We start from the raw sequence: 15488 nt of genomic DNA, 5'->3' as shown, positions 1-15488 counted from the left end.
AAAGCGATTTTTGATGGCACGGGTTGGGGGCCGCTGGCCGGAAGGCAATAGCGAAATCGGAAATTTGCTGCGCCGAAACGGCCTGAATGCAGCCGGCATCGGGCCAGTCGAAGCATGGCCAAGTTCACTGCGGCATATCGCCGAAATGGTCGTCAATTCCCGCCAGCCGAAATTCGTCGCCTGGGGTCCTGAGCTTGCCTTCATCTACAACGACGCCTATGTGGCAATCTTCCCGGACCGGCACCCTGCTGCTCTCGGAAAACCCTTTCAGCAGGTCTGGTCCGATATCTGGCCTCAGTTCCAGCCGATCGTGCAGGCGACGCTCGACGGCCAATCACAACTCTACAAGGAACTTCTCGTTCCGATGCAGCGCGAAGGCCGGACGGAAGACGCTTGGTTCACCTTCTCCTACACGCCGCTGCGGGACGATCACGGCAAAGTCGCCGGCATTCTTTGCGCCACCATGGAGGTGACGGATCAGGTGCTTGCCAAGCGGCGCGAGCGAGCCGCGCTGGATGAGTCACGGGAAAAATCAGCCACACTTGCCGTCGTCAACCGCGCAGGAGCGGCGATCACCGCGGAACTCAATGTCGACCGCCTGACGCAGATCGCCGTCGATGCCGGCGTTGCGTTGGCAGGCGCCGAATTCGGCGCCTTCTTCTACAATGTCGATGATGGCGAAGGTGGCAGCTACATGCTCTATGCGCTGTCGGGCGTCGATCGCAGACATTTCGACCGGTTCCCCATGCCGCGCAACACCAAGGTCTTCGCGCCGACCTTCAACGGCGAAGGGGTGATACGCTCGGACGATATTCTGCTCGATCCGCGCTATGGACAGAATGCGCCGCATTCCGGCATGCCGAAAGGCCACCTTCCTGTCCGCAGCTATCTCGCCGTGCCGGTCAAGTCACGCGACGGCAGCGTCATTGGCGGACTGTTCTTCGGTCATAGCCAGCCAGCCCGTTTTTCGGATGCGGTGGAGGCGAGCCTCGTCAGCCTGGCGGGCCAGTCTGCCGTTGCGATCGATAATGCCCGGCTCATCCGCGCCGCCGAGGTGGAAATCGCCCAGCGTCGCGAGGCCGAAGACCAGCTCCGCAAGCTGAACGAAACGCTCGAGGTTCGCGTCGCGGCCGAAATCCTCGAACGCCAGCAGGCAGAAGCAGCCTTGCAGCAGGCGCAAAAGATGGAATCGATCGGCAAATTGACCGGCGGCGTGGCGCATGACTTCAACAATCTGCTGCAGGTCATATCCGGCAATCTGCAGCTCCTTGGCAAGGACGTGGCGAATAGTGGCCGGGCCAAGGAGCGCATTTCCAACGCGCTGTCCGCCGTCGAGCGCGGATCGCGGCTCGCCAGCCAGCTCCTCGCCTTCGGCCGCCGCCAGCCGCTGGAGCCGAAGGTGATCAATATCGGCCGCCTTGTCTCGGCCATGGACGACATGCTGCGCCGCTCGCTCGGCGAAGAAATCGAGGTGGAGACCGTGGTTTCCGGCGGCCTCTGGAACAGTTTTGCCGACCCGATCCAAATTGAGAACGCATTGTTGAACCTTGCAATCAATTCACGCGATGCAATGGATGGCGCAGGCAAACTGACGATCGAAGTGGGCAATGCCTTTCTCGACGATTCCTATAGCCGCATTCATCCGGAAGTCGCTGCCGGCCAATATGTCGTCCTTGCCGTCACCGATACAGGCTCCGGCATGACACCTGAAGTCATCGAGCAGGCTTTCGAGCCGTTCTTCTCCACCAAGCCGGAGGGCAAGGGTACAGGCCTCGGCCTGTCCATGGTCTACGGTTTCGTCAAACAGTCTGGCAGCCATGTGAAGATCTACAGCGAGGTCGGCGAAGGCACGACTGTCAAGCTTTATCTTCCCCGTTGCTTCCAGAGCGAGGACCGAATCGCCAACGGCGACAACGTTCCCGCAACCGGCGGCGCCGAGACGATTCTGGTCGCCGAAGATGATGAAGGTGTGCGCGCAACCGTGGTCGAGATGCTGACTGATCTCGGCTATTACGTACTAAAGGCCAAGGATGCGCAGAGCGCATTGACCGTTATCGAGAGCGGCGCGCATATCGATCTGCTCTTTACGGACGTCGTCATGCCCGGTCCACTGAAGAGCCCGGAACTCGCGCGCATGGCCCGCGAGCGCCTGCCCAATATTGCCGTGCTTTATACGTCAGGCTATACCGAAAATTCGATCGTCCATGACGGCCGGCTTGACCCCGGCCTGGAGCTCCTCTCCAAGCCCTATACACGGGAGGCCCTGGCGCGAAAGGTCCGCCACGTCCTCATCAATCGGGCTGAACGACACCAGACCAATCCGGTGGCTCTGCCAGGCAGCGGACGGCTGCGCGATGTCGCTAAGGCCAACCTGAAGCTTCTACTGGTCGAGGATGATGTTCTCATCCGCATGGATACTGCCGAAATCCTGCAGGATCTCGGATATGACGTGATCGCGCCGACAGCGGTGAACAGGGCGTCGAATTCTTGCGCACGACCGATATAGACATCATCGTTGCCGATGTCGGGCTGCCGGGCATGTCCGGCCCGGCCTTTGCGGCTCTGGCGCGCGAAGCCGTCCCTTCGGTCGGTCTCGTCTTTGCGACCGGCAACAGCAACCTGCCAGACGCGAACCGTTTTTCCGGCTCCGTGCTGCTGCCGAAGCCGTTTTCCACGGCCGCACTCGACCACGCAGTAAAGACCGCCGCACGCCAGCGCCCCATCGTTTAGTCCTGATAGCCTCAGGCGCCTCGAGTTCTCGATATTTCCAAATAGATCGTCGCCATTCGTACCGTTGTCGTCGCGGACAACCAGTTCGGTTGGCAGGCCGCGGCAGTCAGGACGGCCCCGGAACTTTTTGGATGGCCAGCGGTTGGACCTCATTCGAACCAGAGGAGGCAGCCATGCCGAGAGGTGACAAATCCGCTTATACTGACAAGCAGAAGAGGAAGGCCGAGCATATCGAGGAAGGCTATGAGGACCGCGGCGTATCCCAAGAGGAGGCCGAACGCCGGGCATGGGCAACCGTCAACAAGGAAAGTGGCGGCGGCAACAAATCAGGCTCTGGTCGCGGCAAGAAGGATACGCACGAATCCTCCAAAAAAGGCGGCCGCATTGGCGGTCATGCTTCGGCATCCCGGTCGAAGGAAGAACGTTCCGCGTCCGCAAAAAAGGCAGCCGCGACCCGCAAGCGCAACGAACACCACGCCCATCACTGACGGCGTCGTCAAACACCAATAATCCAGCAAGCGGCCTAGCGCCGCTGCTGTTAAGGACAGTCACCATGGCGAAAGGAAAGACGAAATGGTCACAGGATGTGACCGATAACAGCGACGCCTTAGATCTTGAGAAGGGGGTCTTCACATCCGACGATCCGAAGAAGATTGCAGATTCACTCAAGCATTCAGCCGAAAGCAGCCCTCGGCGTAAATCCAGCCCGTTCCGCTCGGCCATGTCGATGCTGAATTTCTACATCAACCGCGCCGGTAAGCAGTTGACGAAGAAGCAGAAGAACACACTTGAAAAGGCGAAGGAAGAACTCCGCAAGGATTTCGGCCGCGAAGCCAGACACTAAGCAATTACGAGGGCAAATGACTTACGAACTTTACTACTGGGACGGCATTCAGGGCCGTGGCGAATTCGTGCGGCTGGCGCTTGAGGAAGCGGGCGCTGATTATATTGACATCACCCGCCAGTCGGGCCACGGGCGTGGCACCGGCGCGATGTTCGCGATCCTGCAAAGCGACAGCGAAGCACATATCCCTTTTGCCCCGCCTTTCCTTAGGGATGGCGATCTTATTATCCCGCATGTCGCCAACATTCTTCTCTACCTCGGTCCGAAACTGGGACTGGCGCCCGGCGACGAAAGGCTGCGCTATGTCATCAATGGGTTGCAGCTGACGATCACCGATTTCGTGGCCGAGGTCCATGACACGCATCACCCCATCGCCACCTCGCTCTACTACGAGGACCAGAAGGAAGAGGCCAAAGCGCGCTCGGCCGATTTCATCAAGGAGCGTATCCCGAAATTCCTCGGCTATTTTGAGCGCGTGCTACGGCAGAATCCGGATGGTTCCAAACATATAACCGGCGATACGCTGACTTACGTGGATCTGTCGCTTTTCCAGATCGTCGAAGGACTGCTTTATGCATTTCCGAAGGCGATGAGCAATTACCGCAACAAGTATCCGCTGCTTGCCGCCCTGCATGACAGCGTCGCGCAGCGCCCCAATATAGCCAGCTATCTAAGGTCGGACCGCCGCCTACCCTTCAATACCGACGGGATTTTCCGCCACTATCCGGAACTCGACATCGATATGTCGTGAGCGGCATCTCCATTTTCGGGAGCGATGGGCGGCTCCATCCGGTTTGCCGCGATCTCAAATCGGAAATATCGAAGAGATCGGGAAGCCCTGCCGCCTGTCTTCTTGAACCCGAAACTCGCAGTCCCCGGTCGCGGGTTCTTTTTACTCGGGAATGATGTGGTGCATCAGGAAATCCAGCATGCGGTTCTCATCCGCCCGAAGCCCGCGCAGGGGTTCGATACCGGCCTCCTGCAGCGTCTCATCTTTGGCCGAAAGTGCAATGATTGCCGGGTGGATATAACTGGAGCGCGCGATCGCCGGCGTATTGTGCAGGACCTCGGCCGCAGCTTCTGACATCTCTTTGACAGTCGGCCGTCGCCCCTCTGAGATGGCACCGCGTGCTGCGCCGAAAGCGGCAAGCGAACCCGCCCACGTGCGGAAGGTCTTGGCTGAAATGGCAATGCCGGAGATTTCTGCAAGATAGGCATTCAATCGACCAGAATCGATCGGCTTCAATGTTCCGGTCTCGTCCTTCCAGACGAAGAGCTGCCTGCCCGGCAGGTCGGCGATTTCTTCCAGTATCTTTTGCAGACGCGGATGCTTGAGGCTGCGCTGTACGCGCTTGCCGCCTTTGGCGCGAAATTTCAGCTCGATGCGGCCGTCGACGATCTTCAGATGGCGCTTCAGCAGCGTCGTTGCACCATAGGTGTCGTTTTCCTTCACATAGGCCTGATTGCCGACGCGCAAATGCGCCTCGTCGAGAAGTATCGTCAGCGCCGCAAGTACACCGTTGATATCCTCAGCACCAGTATCGAGATGGCGCAGGACCGTGCGGCGGATCTTCGGCAAGGCGTTGCCGAATTCGATAAGCTGGTAAAACTTTCCGGCGCTGCGAAAGGCCTGCCAGTCCTTGTGATAGCGGTATTGTTTGCGGCCGCGGGCATCAAAGCCGGTCGCCTGAAGATGACCGTTTTCGTAGATGCAGATCCACACATTTTCGTAGGCCGGCGGCAGGCCGAGCGCACGGATGCGTGCCCGTTGCATTTCGTCGGCCAGTGTTTTCCCGTCTGGCAATGTATAGCTGAAGCCCTTGCCCTTTCGTCGTCTGCGGATACCCGGTTCGGTATCGCTGACATAGATCAGACCAAGCTCGGTGACGTCGGCATTCATTGCGGACTATCGACCTATCACTTGCCTCGCCGCCCGAAATGGAACCACCTGCGGCGTTCGGCCTTGCTTGCACCTTTTGGCGGCTTGGTCTGCCCCTTCGGCGCAAACGCGGCGATGCTTTGAGTATAAACCATCACGGGACTTTCTTGCTCATGGAGCTTGAAGGCGTCCTCCTCCGCGCCGGTATCCAGGACACGCGCCCATTGCTTCAGTCCATTGACCTCAGGCAAGTGCACCTCGCAATCTCCACCCGCATTGAAGACCAGATAGAGATCATCCATTTCTTCGCTATCGGGAGAATACGCGCTCTTCGACAGATAGACGCCAAGCACTCGAAGCTCGTCGTCGTTCCACGCACCCTCGTCCATGAAATTGCCGTCCGGCTTGTACCAGGCGATTTCGATACGTCCATCCTCAGTGCTGTCGCCTGTCAGAAAACGCTCCTGCCTGAGCACCGGATGCGCCTTGCGGAACGCGACGACCTTGCGGCAGAAATCGAGGAATGGATCATCGAGACCATCCCATTTCGTCCAGCCGATCTCGTTGTCCTGGCAGTAAGCATTGTTGTTGCCACCCTGGCCATTACCGACCTCATCGCCCGCAAGGATCATCGGGACGCCCTGCGATAACATCAGGGTCGCCATCATGTTGCGGCGCCGCCGCGCCCGCAGCCTGTTGATGTCCTCGTTATCGGTCGCGCCTTCGGCACCCATATTGTCGGAGTGATTGTCCGAATGGCCGTCCCTGTTATCCTCGCCATTTGCCTCATTGTGCTTGTCGTTGAAGGAAACTGTGTCCATCAGCGTGAAGCCGTCATGAGCCGATAGCAGATTGACCGATGATGTCGCACCACGATCCGAATGGTTGAACTGGACCGCCGAGCCAGTGATACGCTGCGCAATTTCCGACACCATGCCGCCATCGCCCTTCCAGAAGCGGCGCACATCGTCGCGGAACTTATCGTTCCATTCGCGGAAGGGAGGCGGGAACCCGCCAACCTGATAACCACCCGCGCCGACATCCCAGGGTTCTGCGATCAGTTTGACGCCGGCAAGGATCGGGTCCTGGCGGATGGCGCCGAAGAATAGACCCTGCCGGTCGAATTCCAGATCCTGGCGACCGAGTGTGCTGGCGAGGTCGAAACGGAAGCCGTCAATATGCATCACGCCAACCCAGTAACGCAGGCTGTCCAGCACCATGCGCATGACCATGGGATTGGCGACATTGAGCGTATTGCCGGTGCCTGTCGTATCGAACGTATGGCGCGGATCATCGGGCGAGAGGATGTAATAGCTTGCGTTGTCGAGCCCGCGAAAGGACAGCGTCGGTCCCTTCTCGCTGCCTTCAGCCGTATGGTTGTAGACGACGTCCATAATGACTTCGATGCCAGCGGCATGGAACTTTTTCACCATGGTCTTGATCTCGGTGATCCTGTCGCCCGAAAGATAACGGGCCTGCGGCGCAAAAAATCCGAGTGTCTGGTAACCCCAATAATTCGTCAGCTTCTTCTCTTCCAGATACCGGTCATTGGGGAAAAACTGGATCGGCAACAGCTCGATCGCCGATATGCCGAGCTTCACGAGATGGTCGATGATCGGATCGCTGCACATGCCGAGAAAGGTGCCACGCAGCCTGTCGGGCACTTTGGGGTGCAGCATTGTCAGTCCGCGGACGTGCGCCTCATAGATAATCGTCTCCGGCCATGGCCGCCGTATTGCTTCTTGACCCGCCCAGTCGAAATCCGGATCCTGAACGACGGCCTTGACCATGTAAGGCGCGCTGTCGCGCTCGTCGAAGGAAAGATCGTCCTTGCCGATCTCATATCCATACAGCGCATTGTCCCATTTGAGATCACCGATCACTTGCTTGGCATATGGATCAAGCAGCAGCTTGTTGGGATTGAAACGATGGCCGTTCTTCGGGTCGTAAGGGCCGAGGGCGCGGTAGCCATAGACCGTGCCCGGACCGAGGCCGGCTATGTAGCCCGACCAGATGTCGCCCTCACGCTTCGGCAGCGGCAGCCGAGCGATCTCCTTCTTGCCATCTGGGGAAAACAGGCAGAGTTCCACCTGTTCTGCATGAGCGGAGAAAACCGCGAAATGCGTGCCCGAACCGGTATATTCCGCCCCCAGCTCCGGTTTTAAGAAGTCGAGTTCGGAAAAGGAAAAGCTCATGACGCCCCGCTTGATGAATGTCCAAGCGGGAAACGTCATTCCAATACGAAAGTTCCGTAAATTCCGATCTTTCGGCCCTGATCAGGGCATCAGCTGGCCGCCATTGACCTCGATGATCTGGCCGGTGATGTAGCCTGACAGCGTCGGAGAGGCGAGGAAGAGATAGGCGCCGACGCAATCTTCCGAAGTGCCGACGAAGCCCATCGGGATCGATTTGCGCTGCATCTCCATCTGCTCGTCATTGGTATAACGCTCATGGAAAGGGGTGGCGATGACACCGGGCGCGACCGCATTGACGCGGATTTTATCGGCGACGAATTCCTTGGCATGCCCATGGGTAATCGTCGAGACGAAGCCCTTTGACGCCGCATAGAGAATGGCGCCATTGCCGCCGCCATTGCGCGCAGCGATCGACGTCGTGTTGATAATGAAGCCGCCCTGTTTCTTCAGCCAGGGATGAGCAGCACGCGTGGCTGCCAGCACCGAGCGGGCATTCAGGTTCATGACCTTCTCATAATGCTCATCGGTATATTCCGAGGTCGGCTTGCGGCCGAGCATGCCGCCGGCATTGTTGATGAGGCCATCGAGATGACCGAAGGTCTTCGCCGTCTCTTCAACGACGCGTTCCGTTTCGCCTTCCCGCGACACGTCGCCCTGCACCAGATGCACCGTGCCGCCGGCTGCCTTGATCTCATCAGCCAGTTGTTCGGCCGGTTCGCGGCTTGAATTGTAGTGAACGCCAACCTTGGCGCCCTGTGCGGCGAAGGCGCGTGCAACGGCAGCGCCGATACCGGTGGAAGCGCCGGTAATCAGCACCGCTTTGCCAGCGAGGTCCGGAATTTTAATGGATGCAAGCAATTGAGCAAGATTTGCCATGGCGACGATAGCCTCCCGAAAAACCAAGGACATAGGTGATAAAATGATATGCACCAGTCTTAACAGGGGAAACCACGAAAGGGCAATGCACGAAAGAGTAAGATGCGGGCACCTGCGGCAACAGGAGCCGCCGTTGACAAATGACCGGCAGGCCATAGTCTCCGGTTCGGATCATTACGAGGCAATCGCTGTTTGAGGGGAAAAGATGCTGAACCGTGCGCGACGGCTGCTTTTTCTGGGCCTTGCTCTTGCCTTTCCCGCCTTTGCGCCCGCGATGGCGCAGACGCTAGACACCATAAAACAGAGCAAGACAATCCGCATCGGCTATATTACCGATGAGAAGCCCTTCTCCTTCAAGAAGGCCGATGGCAGCCCCGCGGGCTATACGATCGATCTCTGCCGTCGTATCGCCGACGAGGTTGGCCACAATGTTTCCGGCCTCAAGAAAGAATATGTCGAAACGACGCTGGCAGACGGTTTTGGCGCGGTGGAGAATGGAAAGGTCGACCTGCTTTGCGGTGCGACCACGATCAATCTCGAGCGGCGCGAAAGCGTCGATTTCTCCCAGCCGGTTTTCCTGACCGGTGCAAGCGCACTGCTTCGCAGGGACTCGCCGGATTATCTGCAGGTTCTCTTTCTCGACAAGCAACCAGTCAGCGCCGTCGACCTGAAATCGCCTGCCCAGAGTTCGATTGGGGTGCGCGCCGGCACGACGACGGGTGCGACGCTGCGCGATGCGATCGGACCAGATGTGCCGCAGACGCGCATCGTCGATTTCGCCACCCACGAGGACGGGTTGAAGGCGCTGGAAGACCGCAGGATCGATGCCTACTTCGCCGACCGCGCCCTTCTCATCGGCCTTGCCGATCGGGCAAACAATCGGTCGGCGCTGGAGCTTGGCAGCCGGCTTTTCACCCACGAACCCTATGGCATTGCGGTGCGGCGCGACGATTCCACCTTCCGGCTGCTTGTCGACCGCACCCTGACCGATTTCTACACATCGAACGATTTCCCGAAACTGCTCAAAACCTATTTCGGTGCCGAGGCACCAGCCCTTCGCAGCGAGATCATGATGCAGTCGATCCCGGAATAGCCCGCCTCAGACCCTTTCGAGCGCCACGGCAATGCCTTGGCCGACGCCAATGCACATGGTCGAGAGCGAATAGCGGCCGCCGATTTCACTGAGCTCCAGAGCGGCCGTCCCGGTGATCCGGGCGCCCGACATGCCGAGCGGATGGCCGAGCGCGATGGCGCCGCCATTGCGGTTTACGCGCTGATCATCATCGGCAATGCCGAGTTCTCGCAGCACTGCGAGCCCCTGGCTGGCGAAGGCCTCGTTGAGCTCGATCACATCGAACTGTTCCTGCTTCAAGCCAAGCCGCGCCATGAGCTTGCGCGACGCCGGTACTGGGCCAATGCCCATGACGCGCGGCGGAACCGCGCCAGCGGCACCGCCAAGAATACGAGCGATCGGTGTCAGGCCATATTTCTTCGCCGCCGCTTCCGAAGCGATGATGAGGGCAGCCGCTCCGTCATTGACGCCGGAGGCATTACCGGCCGTCACCGTGCCGCCCTGGCGGAAAGGCGTCGGCAGCTTACCAAGCGCTTCCATGCTGGTTGCGCGTGGATGCTCGTCCTTCTCGACCACAACAGGATCGCCCTTGCGCTGCGGAATGGTCACCGAGATGATTTCCTTCGCGAGCCTGCCGCTTGCCTGAGAGGCAGCCGCCTTGGCCTGCGAGCGCACGGCAAACGCGTCCTGATCCTCACGGCTGACATTGTAATCCTCGGCAACATTCTCGCCAGTTTCCGGCATGGAATCGACACCATACTGTTTCTTCATCAGCGGATTGACGAAGCGCCAGCCGATGGTCGTGTCGTGAATTTCAGCCGCGCGCGAAAAGGCCGTATCGGCCTTCGGCAAAACGAAGGGTGCACGCGACATGCTTTCCACGCCGCCCGCAACCATCAGTTCGGCTTCGCCTGACCGAATGGCACGCGCCGCGGTCATGACGGCATCCATACCCGAGCCGCAGAGCCGGTTGATCGTCGTGCCTGGAACGGAGACTGGCAGACCGGCGAGCAACAGCGACATACGCGCGACGTTTCTATTATCCTCGCCTGCCTGGTTGGCGCAGCCGAAGATGACGTCGTCGACGGCTTCCCAATCGACGGACGCATTCTTCGTCATCAGTGCCTTCAGCGGGATGGCGCCAAGATCATCGGCGCGGACCGAGGATAGCGAGCCGCCGTAGCGGCCGATTGGCGTGCGGATATAATCACAAATGAAGGCTTCGGTCATGGACTTGTCCTCAGAGTTCGGGAACGACGAGGTCAGCAACCGCCCCCTCGATATGCAGCGGCGCGCCGGTCATGGCCTGCAGTTCCTCGACCGACATGGCGGCAAGCTTTTCGCGCAAAACGAAGCGTCCTTCCCTGATGTCGATGACGGCATGGCTCGTGTAGATGCGGGTGATGCAGCCTACCCCTGTCAGCGGGAAAGTGCATTTTTCCACTAGCTTGGGTTCGCCGTTCTTGGTCACATGCTCGGTGATGACGCAGACCTGCTTGGCACCGTGCACGAGATCCATGGCGCCGCCAACGGCAGGTACGCCCTTGGCGCCGACACGCCAGTTGGCGAGATCGCCGTTCTGGGCGACCTGATAGGCGCCGAGGATCGCGACATCGAGATGACCCCCGCGTACCATGGCGAAGCTGTCCGCATGATGGAAGAAGGCCGCACCCGGCTTCAGCGTCACCGCTCTCTTGCCGGCATTGATGAGATCCCAGTCCTCCTCGCCGGATGGAGGCGCCTCGCCGAAATTGAGGATACCGTTTTCTGTGTGGAAGATCGCCTGCCGGCCCGGCGGCTGATATCGGGCGACCATTTCCGGAAAACCGATACCGAGGTTCACATAGGCGCCATCGGCAATATCCTGTGCCGCGCGCCAGGCGATCTGGGCATTGGAGAGCTTGATGTCTTCTCTGGCGTCGACGGTCATACGTAGGCCACCCCGGCTCGAATGAGCTCTTCTTCCTGTTGCGGATTGGCGATCTCGACCACACGATCGACGAAGATACCCGGTGTCACGACCTGCTCTGGATCGATGCCGCCGGCCGGAACAATGGTAGAGACCTGGGCGATGGTCCTGGCCGCTGCCATGCACATCAGCGGGTTAAAATTGCGGCCGGCCTTGTTATAAGTGAGGTTGCCGTGGACATCACCGACATTCGCCTTGACGATCGCAAAATCCGCCTTCAGCCACCGTTCCTGCACGTAATGCCGGCCGTCGAACTCGGTGATGACCTTGCCTTCTGCAAGCTCGGTACCGTAACCGGTCGGTGTATAAAACGCCGGAATACCAGCACCGCCGGCGCGGATGCGTTCTGCAAGCGTGCCCTGCGGCACGAGTTCCAGCTCGATCTCGCCAGCCAGATATTTGTCGGTAAAGGCACGCGGATCGGATGAGCGCGGAAAGGAGCAGATCATCTTCCTAACCATGCCGGCATCGATCATCGCGGCGATGCCGATGCGGCCGTTGCCGGCATTGTTGTTGATGACCGTGAGGTTCTTCGGCCCCTTGTCGATCAAGGCGTGAATGAGCTCGATCGGCGCGCCCGAACCGCCGAAGCCACCAATCATCACCGTAGCTCCATCACCGATTTCGGAGACCGCGTCTGCCGCGCTCCTGATTGTCTTGTCCATGCTGGATCTCTCCTTGCCGGATGAGGCCTCGTCATGCCTCCCATCTGCAAGGCATAGATCGAGAGCCCTCCAAACGGCAAGCACTTTGTGCGATATATGATATTTGTTCATATATCGCACAAATTCCAGGCGTCCGCCTTTTTGTCGTCCTGCCTAACCTTTGATCGCCCCCGCCGTCATCGAGCCCGAAATTTGTCGATACATCAGCAAACCGAGGAAGATGGGCGGCAGAGCGCCAAGGATCATGACCGCAGACGCTGTGCCCCATTGAACGCCGCCGCCGCTTGCCGCAAAGAAGAACGATGCACCGACCGTCATCGGAACTGCCTTGTTCGTCGTCAGCATCAACCCGAAGAGGAACTCGTTCCAGGCGGTGATGAAGCCGAAGATGAAGGTCGTCACCAGCGCTGGCCGCACGACCGGCCGGATAACGCTGATCATTATCTGCAACGAACTCGCCCCGTCTACCCTCGCCGCCTCGTCGAGTTCCAGCGGAACGTCGGATATCGCGTTGACAAGGATGACGAGCGCCAACGGCGTGTTGACGATGGTCAGGATCAGGCCGAGACCAAGTCGAGTGTCGAGCAGGCCGAGAAACTGGTACATCATGTAGAGCGGGATCGCAAAAATGATGAGTGGAACGGCCCGTAGATTGATGACGACAGGCAGCAGCGTGTGTTTGCCGACCTCGCTCCTTGCGATCGCATAGGCTGCTGGAAAGGCAAGCAAGATCGCAAGCCCAGTGCCGATCAGCGAGGCGACGGTACTGTTCCAGAGATAGGAATAGATGTTGAAGCGATCAGTCTGCGTCAACACGCGAAGGTAATTTTCAAAAGTCGGCTGGTTGATCCACAGACCGGGATTGGTCGAAAGCTCGCGCGCGCTTTTGAACGAGGTCATGAGCGTGACGACAACCGGAAAATTCATTGCCAGAGCGGCAACGGCAAAGATGAGCCAGCGCAGCGTGTTCATCATGGCTCATGCCTCCTGCGGCCGGCGAGCCAGTTGAGACCATAAAGGACGACCAGCGACGTGAGAAAGAGGACGACGGAGGCCGCCACTGCCTTGCCGATCGCGCCCTCCTTGAAGAACGCCTGATAGATATAGATCGACAAGGATGTCGTGGAGCCGCCCGCACCACTGCCGGTCAGCGCATAGACATTGTCGAAGACGCGAAAACCGTCGATAAAACGGATGAAGAAGGCGATCACCAGTGTCGGCAGCATCAATGGAAGCTCGATAAACCAGAGAATCTTCATAGCCGACGCTCCGTCGAGTGCGGCGGCTTCCCGCACGTCGATCGGCACTGCGACATAGGCCATGTAGAAGAGCAAAAAAGCAAATGGCGTCCATTGCAGCGTTTCCACAACGATCAGCGTCCAGAATGCATGTGAAACATCGAGAAAGGCCGGGCTGTCGCCGAACCAGGCGAAGAGATAATAGGGCACGGGCCCGGCAAATTCGTGAAGCACCAGACGATACATGAGGCCGATCATCGCCGGCGCGACCATCAACGGCAGCATAAGCGGCGCCATCAATGCCGATCGCTTCGTTAAGAGCGGCGCCAGGAAGATCGCCAGAAACAATCCGAGCAGGCATTCGATAAGTGCCGTCAGGATGCCGAAACGCAAAGAAAAGAACGTTGCGCGCCAGAAATCACGATCGGCAAGCACGGCAAGGTAATTGCCGAAGCCGCTCAGTGTCGGACTTCGCAAGGTCTGGAAGTCGACGGTCGAGACTGAATAGATGAGGTTGATAACTGCGGGAAAACCGAGAAACAGCAGCAGGAATCCCACGAGCGGCGTGAGATAGGCTCTTCCCTCGACACGTTTTATGATCGCCATTTCAATCCGCCGGATGGGCCGGACGCCGCGCGGTAGGCGAGGCGTCCGGTGGGTCTCACTTCTTCAGGAGGTCCTGCATTCCGGCTTTGGTATGAGCCAATGCATCTTCAAGGTTTTGCTGACCTGACCAGTAGCCGGTGAATTCTTTCGCCTGCAACTCATAGACGGAGAGTGCATTCGCCGAGGTCGCACCGTTCATCACATAACCGTATTTGCTGGCAAATTCCCCGAGCTTGACCAGATCCGGACGTTCCTTGGCGACTTTTGCCACAACGTCAGGCGTGAGGGCTGGCGAACCTCCCTTTCGGGCATAGAGCAAAGCGGCATCCTCGGTCGCCAGCCATTTCAGGAATTTGACGGCGCCATCCTTATTCTTGGCGTTCTTGTTCAGACCGAGGCCAAGGCCATGGATATGGTCAGCGCGACCTTCCGGCCCGGCCGGCGGCGCTACGATACCGGTGACATCAGCAACGGCGGGATTTTTCTCGGCGCTGGTGAGATCTGCGGCAGCGGCGTTCCATTGAAGTGCTGTCGCCGCCTGCCCGGAACCGAAAGCAGCATTTGTCTCTGCATATTCGTAGCTCAGCGAATCTTTGGGCGAAGCACCGGCGTCGTAGAGTTTTTTGTAGAGTTCGAGGCCGGTCTTGTAGGCGTTGGAATCGACTGTGATATTGCCCTCCTCATCGGTCCAGTTTCCACCGTAGGAGCGCGGCAAGGACTGAAACACCATCATGTTGAAGAGCAGGTTCTTCATCTGCAGGACGGTGCCGTAACGCACAGGGCTCTCGGAATTCACCTGCTTGGAGAAATAAAGAGCAGTCGCCGCCCAGTCATCCCAAGTCCAGCTGTCCGGATCCTTCGGCTGCAGTTCCTTGTTCAGATATTGCTTGGCGATCTCCGCGTATTTTTTCTTAGCCGCATCATCCTTCATCAGCGCATCGATCAGATCCTTGCGGTAATACATGAAGTGCAGCGACAGGTCCGTCGGCACTCCGTACTGCTTGCCGTCGAACTGCATGGTCTTCAGCACGGATTCGCCAAACGTCTTCGCTGCGCCCTCGCCGAGATCGACAGGTTCCATGTAGGGTGCGTAGCGACCGATCGAGTAGGTGGCGACGAGATTGATGTCAAACGCGGTCGAGCCCGCTGCCATGTCGGCCTGCAGCTTGTCGAAGAAGCCCTCTCGGTTGAAGAACAAAAGCTCGACCTTGTCGGCGTCGCTGATGCCGGGTGTCTTATTATATTCTTCCACGGTTGCGCGGAGCGCCGTTTCTTCCGAGCCGCCCGGCCAGCCGAGAACGGTGACCGTCGCATTCGAGGTTCCCGGCAGAGCAACGCTTGCGAGAAGCACGGCAAGCGCCGATAGGCTTGTTCTGTTCAATGTCATCGTAGTTCCCTCTTTTTTGTTAGCTTC

At 58.7% G+C, this 15488-nt stretch carries 13 protein-coding genes and 1 pseudogene; 5 read left to right on the top strand and 9 right to left on the bottom strand.

Annotated elements, in window-relative coordinates:
• The first annotated feature begins 13 nt into the window (after positions 1 to 13).
• The 4 genes and pseudogenes from EV281_RS23745 (at position 14) to EV281_RS23730 (ending at position 4325) form a co-directional block, all read left to right on the top strand.
• Positions 14 to 2730: pseudogene (locus EV281_RS23745) on the top strand (response regulator).
• 173 nt (positions 2731 to 2903) lie between these two features.
• On the top strand, positions 2904 to 3218 hold the full coding sequence (locus EV281_RS23740; protein ID WP_132656706.1) for a plasmid stabilization protein: 315 nt from the start codon (positions 2904 to 2906) through the stop codon (positions 3216 to 3218).
• Positions 3219 to 3283: 65 nt separating this feature from the next.
• Positions 3284 to 3574 (top strand): DUF3175 domain-containing protein, encoded by a 291-nt coding sequence (locus tag EV281_RS23735; RefSeq protein ID WP_132656705.1) that lies wholly within the window; start codon positions 3284 to 3286, stop codon positions 3572 to 3574.
• Positions 3575 to 3590: 16 nt separating this feature from the next.
• A complete protein-coding gene (locus EV281_RS23730) occupies positions 3591 to 4325 on the top strand; it encodes a glutathione S-transferase (RefSeq protein ID WP_132656704.1) in 735 nt (244 codons plus the stop codon).
• Positions 4326 to 4466: 141 nt separating this feature from the next.
• Here EV281_RS23730 and EV281_RS23725 read toward each other — a convergent pair whose 3' ends face one another.
• The 3 genes from EV281_RS23725 to EV281_RS23715 all read right to left on the bottom strand — a co-directional run bounded on the left by EV281_RS23725 (position 4467) and on the right by EV281_RS23715 (position 8524).
• Positions 4467 to 5474: a DNA topoisomerase IB gene (locus EV281_RS23725; protein WP_132656703.1), complete on the bottom strand. Its 1008-nt coding sequence runs from the start codon at positions 5472 to 5474 to the stop codon at positions 4467 to 4469.
• A 17-nt stretch (positions 5475 to 5491) separates the two neighbouring features.
• Entirely contained in the window at positions 5492 to 7648 is a 2157-nt protein-coding gene (glgX, locus tag EV281_RS23720; protein ID WP_132656851.1) for a glycogen debranching protein GlgX, read from the bottom strand.
• A gap of 81 nt (positions 7649 to 7729) precedes the next feature.
• Positions 7730 to 8524, bottom strand: a complete 795-nt coding sequence (locus tag EV281_RS23715; protein ID WP_132656702.1) for an SDR family oxidoreductase — start codon at positions 8522 to 8524, stop codon at positions 7730 to 7732.
• 205 nt (positions 8525 to 8729) lie between these two features.
• On the opposite strand from EV281_RS23715, the gene EV281_RS23710 reads away from it, so the two are divergent.
• Positions 8730 to 9617 (top strand): amino acid ABC transporter substrate-binding protein, encoded by an 888-nt coding sequence (locus EV281_RS23710; RefSeq protein ID WP_132656701.1) that lies wholly within the window; start codon positions 8730 to 8732, stop codon positions 9615 to 9617.
• A gap of 6 nt (positions 9618 to 9623) precedes the next feature.
• On the opposite strand, the gene pcaF is transcribed toward EV281_RS23710, so the two are convergent.
• The 6 genes from pcaF to EV281_RS23680 form a co-directional block, all read right to left on the bottom strand.
• Entirely contained in the window at positions 9624 to 10826 is a 1203-nt protein-coding gene (pcaF, locus tag EV281_RS23705) for a 3-oxoadipyl-CoA thiolase (RefSeq protein WP_132656700.1), read from the bottom strand.
• Between the two features lie 10 nt (positions 10827 to 10836).
• Positions 10837 to 11526 (bottom strand): CoA transferase subunit B, encoded by a 690-nt coding sequence (locus EV281_RS23700; protein ID WP_132656699.1) that lies wholly within the window; start codon positions 11524 to 11526, stop codon positions 10837 to 10839.
• Positions 11523 to 12230: a 3-oxoacid CoA-transferase subunit A gene (locus EV281_RS23695; RefSeq protein WP_132656698.1), complete on the bottom strand. Its 708-nt coding sequence runs from the start codon at positions 12228 to 12230 to the stop codon at positions 11523 to 11525. Before EV281_RS23695 ends, EV281_RS23700 begins: the two co-directional genes overlap by 4 nt.
• Positions 12231 to 12383: 153 nt before the next feature.
• Positions 12384 to 13205, bottom strand: a complete 822-nt coding sequence (locus EV281_RS23690; RefSeq protein ID WP_132656697.1) for a carbohydrate ABC transporter permease — start codon at positions 13203 to 13205, stop codon at positions 12384 to 12386.
• The gene (locus EV281_RS23685) at positions 13202 to 14074 is read right to left on the bottom strand and encodes a sugar ABC transporter permease (RefSeq protein ID WP_132656696.1); all 873 of its coding nucleotides are present in this window, start codon (positions 14072 to 14074) and stop codon (positions 13202 to 13204) included. The genes EV281_RS23690 and EV281_RS23685 overlap by 4 nt, the downstream gene beginning before the upstream one ends.
• A gap of 55 nt (positions 14075 to 14129) precedes the next feature.
• Entirely contained in the window at positions 14130 to 15461 is a 1332-nt protein-coding gene (locus EV281_RS23680) for a sugar ABC transporter substrate-binding protein (protein ID WP_132656695.1), read from the bottom strand.
• Positions 15462 to 15488 lie beyond the last annotated feature (27 nt).

The sequence above is a fragment of the Rhizobium sp. BK418 genome (assembly GCF_004341105.1).
GTDB lineage: Bacteria > Pseudomonadota > Alphaproteobacteria > Rhizobiales > Rhizobiaceae > Rhizobium.
The sequence above is the reverse complement of the archived record's forward strand: the minus strand, read 5'-3'. Positions and strand labels throughout refer to the sequence as shown.

What these genes read in the sequence shown, in the direction of transcription:
- pcaF (WP_132656700.1), bottom strand. Translation starts at nt 10,826, where the DNA reads ATGACCGAAGCCTTCATTTGTGATTATATCCGCACGCCAATCGGCCGC.
- EV281_RS23695 (WP_132656698.1), bottom strand. Translation starts at nt 12,230, where the DNA reads ATGGACAAGACAATCAGGAGCGCGGCAGACGCGGTCTCCGAAATCGGT.
- EV281_RS23740 (WP_132656706.1), top strand. Translation starts at nt 2,904, where the DNA reads ATGCCGAGAGGTGACAAATCCGCTTATACTGACAAGCAGAAGAGGAAG.
- EV281_RS23685 (WP_132656696.1), bottom strand. Translation starts at nt 14,074, where the DNA reads ATGGCGATCATAAAACGTGTCGAGGGAAGAGCCTATCTCACGCCGCTC.
- EV281_RS23735 (WP_132656705.1), top strand. Translation starts at nt 3,284, where the DNA reads ATGGCGAAAGGAAAGACGAAATGGTCACAGGATGTGACCGATAACAGC.
- EV281_RS23715 (WP_132656702.1), bottom strand. Translation starts at nt 8,524, where the DNA reads ATGGCAAATCTTGCTCAATTGCTTGCATCCATTAAAATTCCGGACCTC.
- EV281_RS23680 (WP_132656695.1), bottom strand. Translation starts at nt 15,461, where the DNA reads ATGACATTGAACAGAACAAGCCTATCGGCGCTTGCCGTGCTTCTCGCA.
- EV281_RS23730 (WP_132656704.1), top strand. Translation starts at nt 3,591, where the DNA reads ATGACTTACGAACTTTACTACTGGGACGGCATTCAGGGCCGTGGCGAA.
- EV281_RS23710 (WP_132656701.1), top strand. Translation starts at nt 8,730, where the DNA reads ATGCTGAACCGTGCGCGACGGCTGCTTTTTCTGGGCCTTGCTCTTGCC.
- EV281_RS23700 (WP_132656699.1), bottom strand. Translation starts at nt 11,526, where the DNA reads ATGACCGTCGACGCCAGAGAAGACATCAAGCTCTCCAATGCCCAGATC.
- EV281_RS23690 (WP_132656697.1), bottom strand. Translation starts at nt 13,205, where the DNA reads ATGATGAACACGCTGCGCTGGCTCATCTTTGCCGTTGCCGCTCTGGCA.
- EV281_RS23725 (WP_132656703.1), bottom strand. Translation starts at nt 5,474, where the DNA reads ATGAATGCCGACGTCACCGAGCTTGGTCTGATCTATGTCAGCGATACC.
- glgX (WP_132656851.1), bottom strand. Translation starts at nt 7,648, where the DNA reads ATGAGCTTTTCCTTTTCCGAACTCGACTTCTTAAAACCGGAGCTGGGG.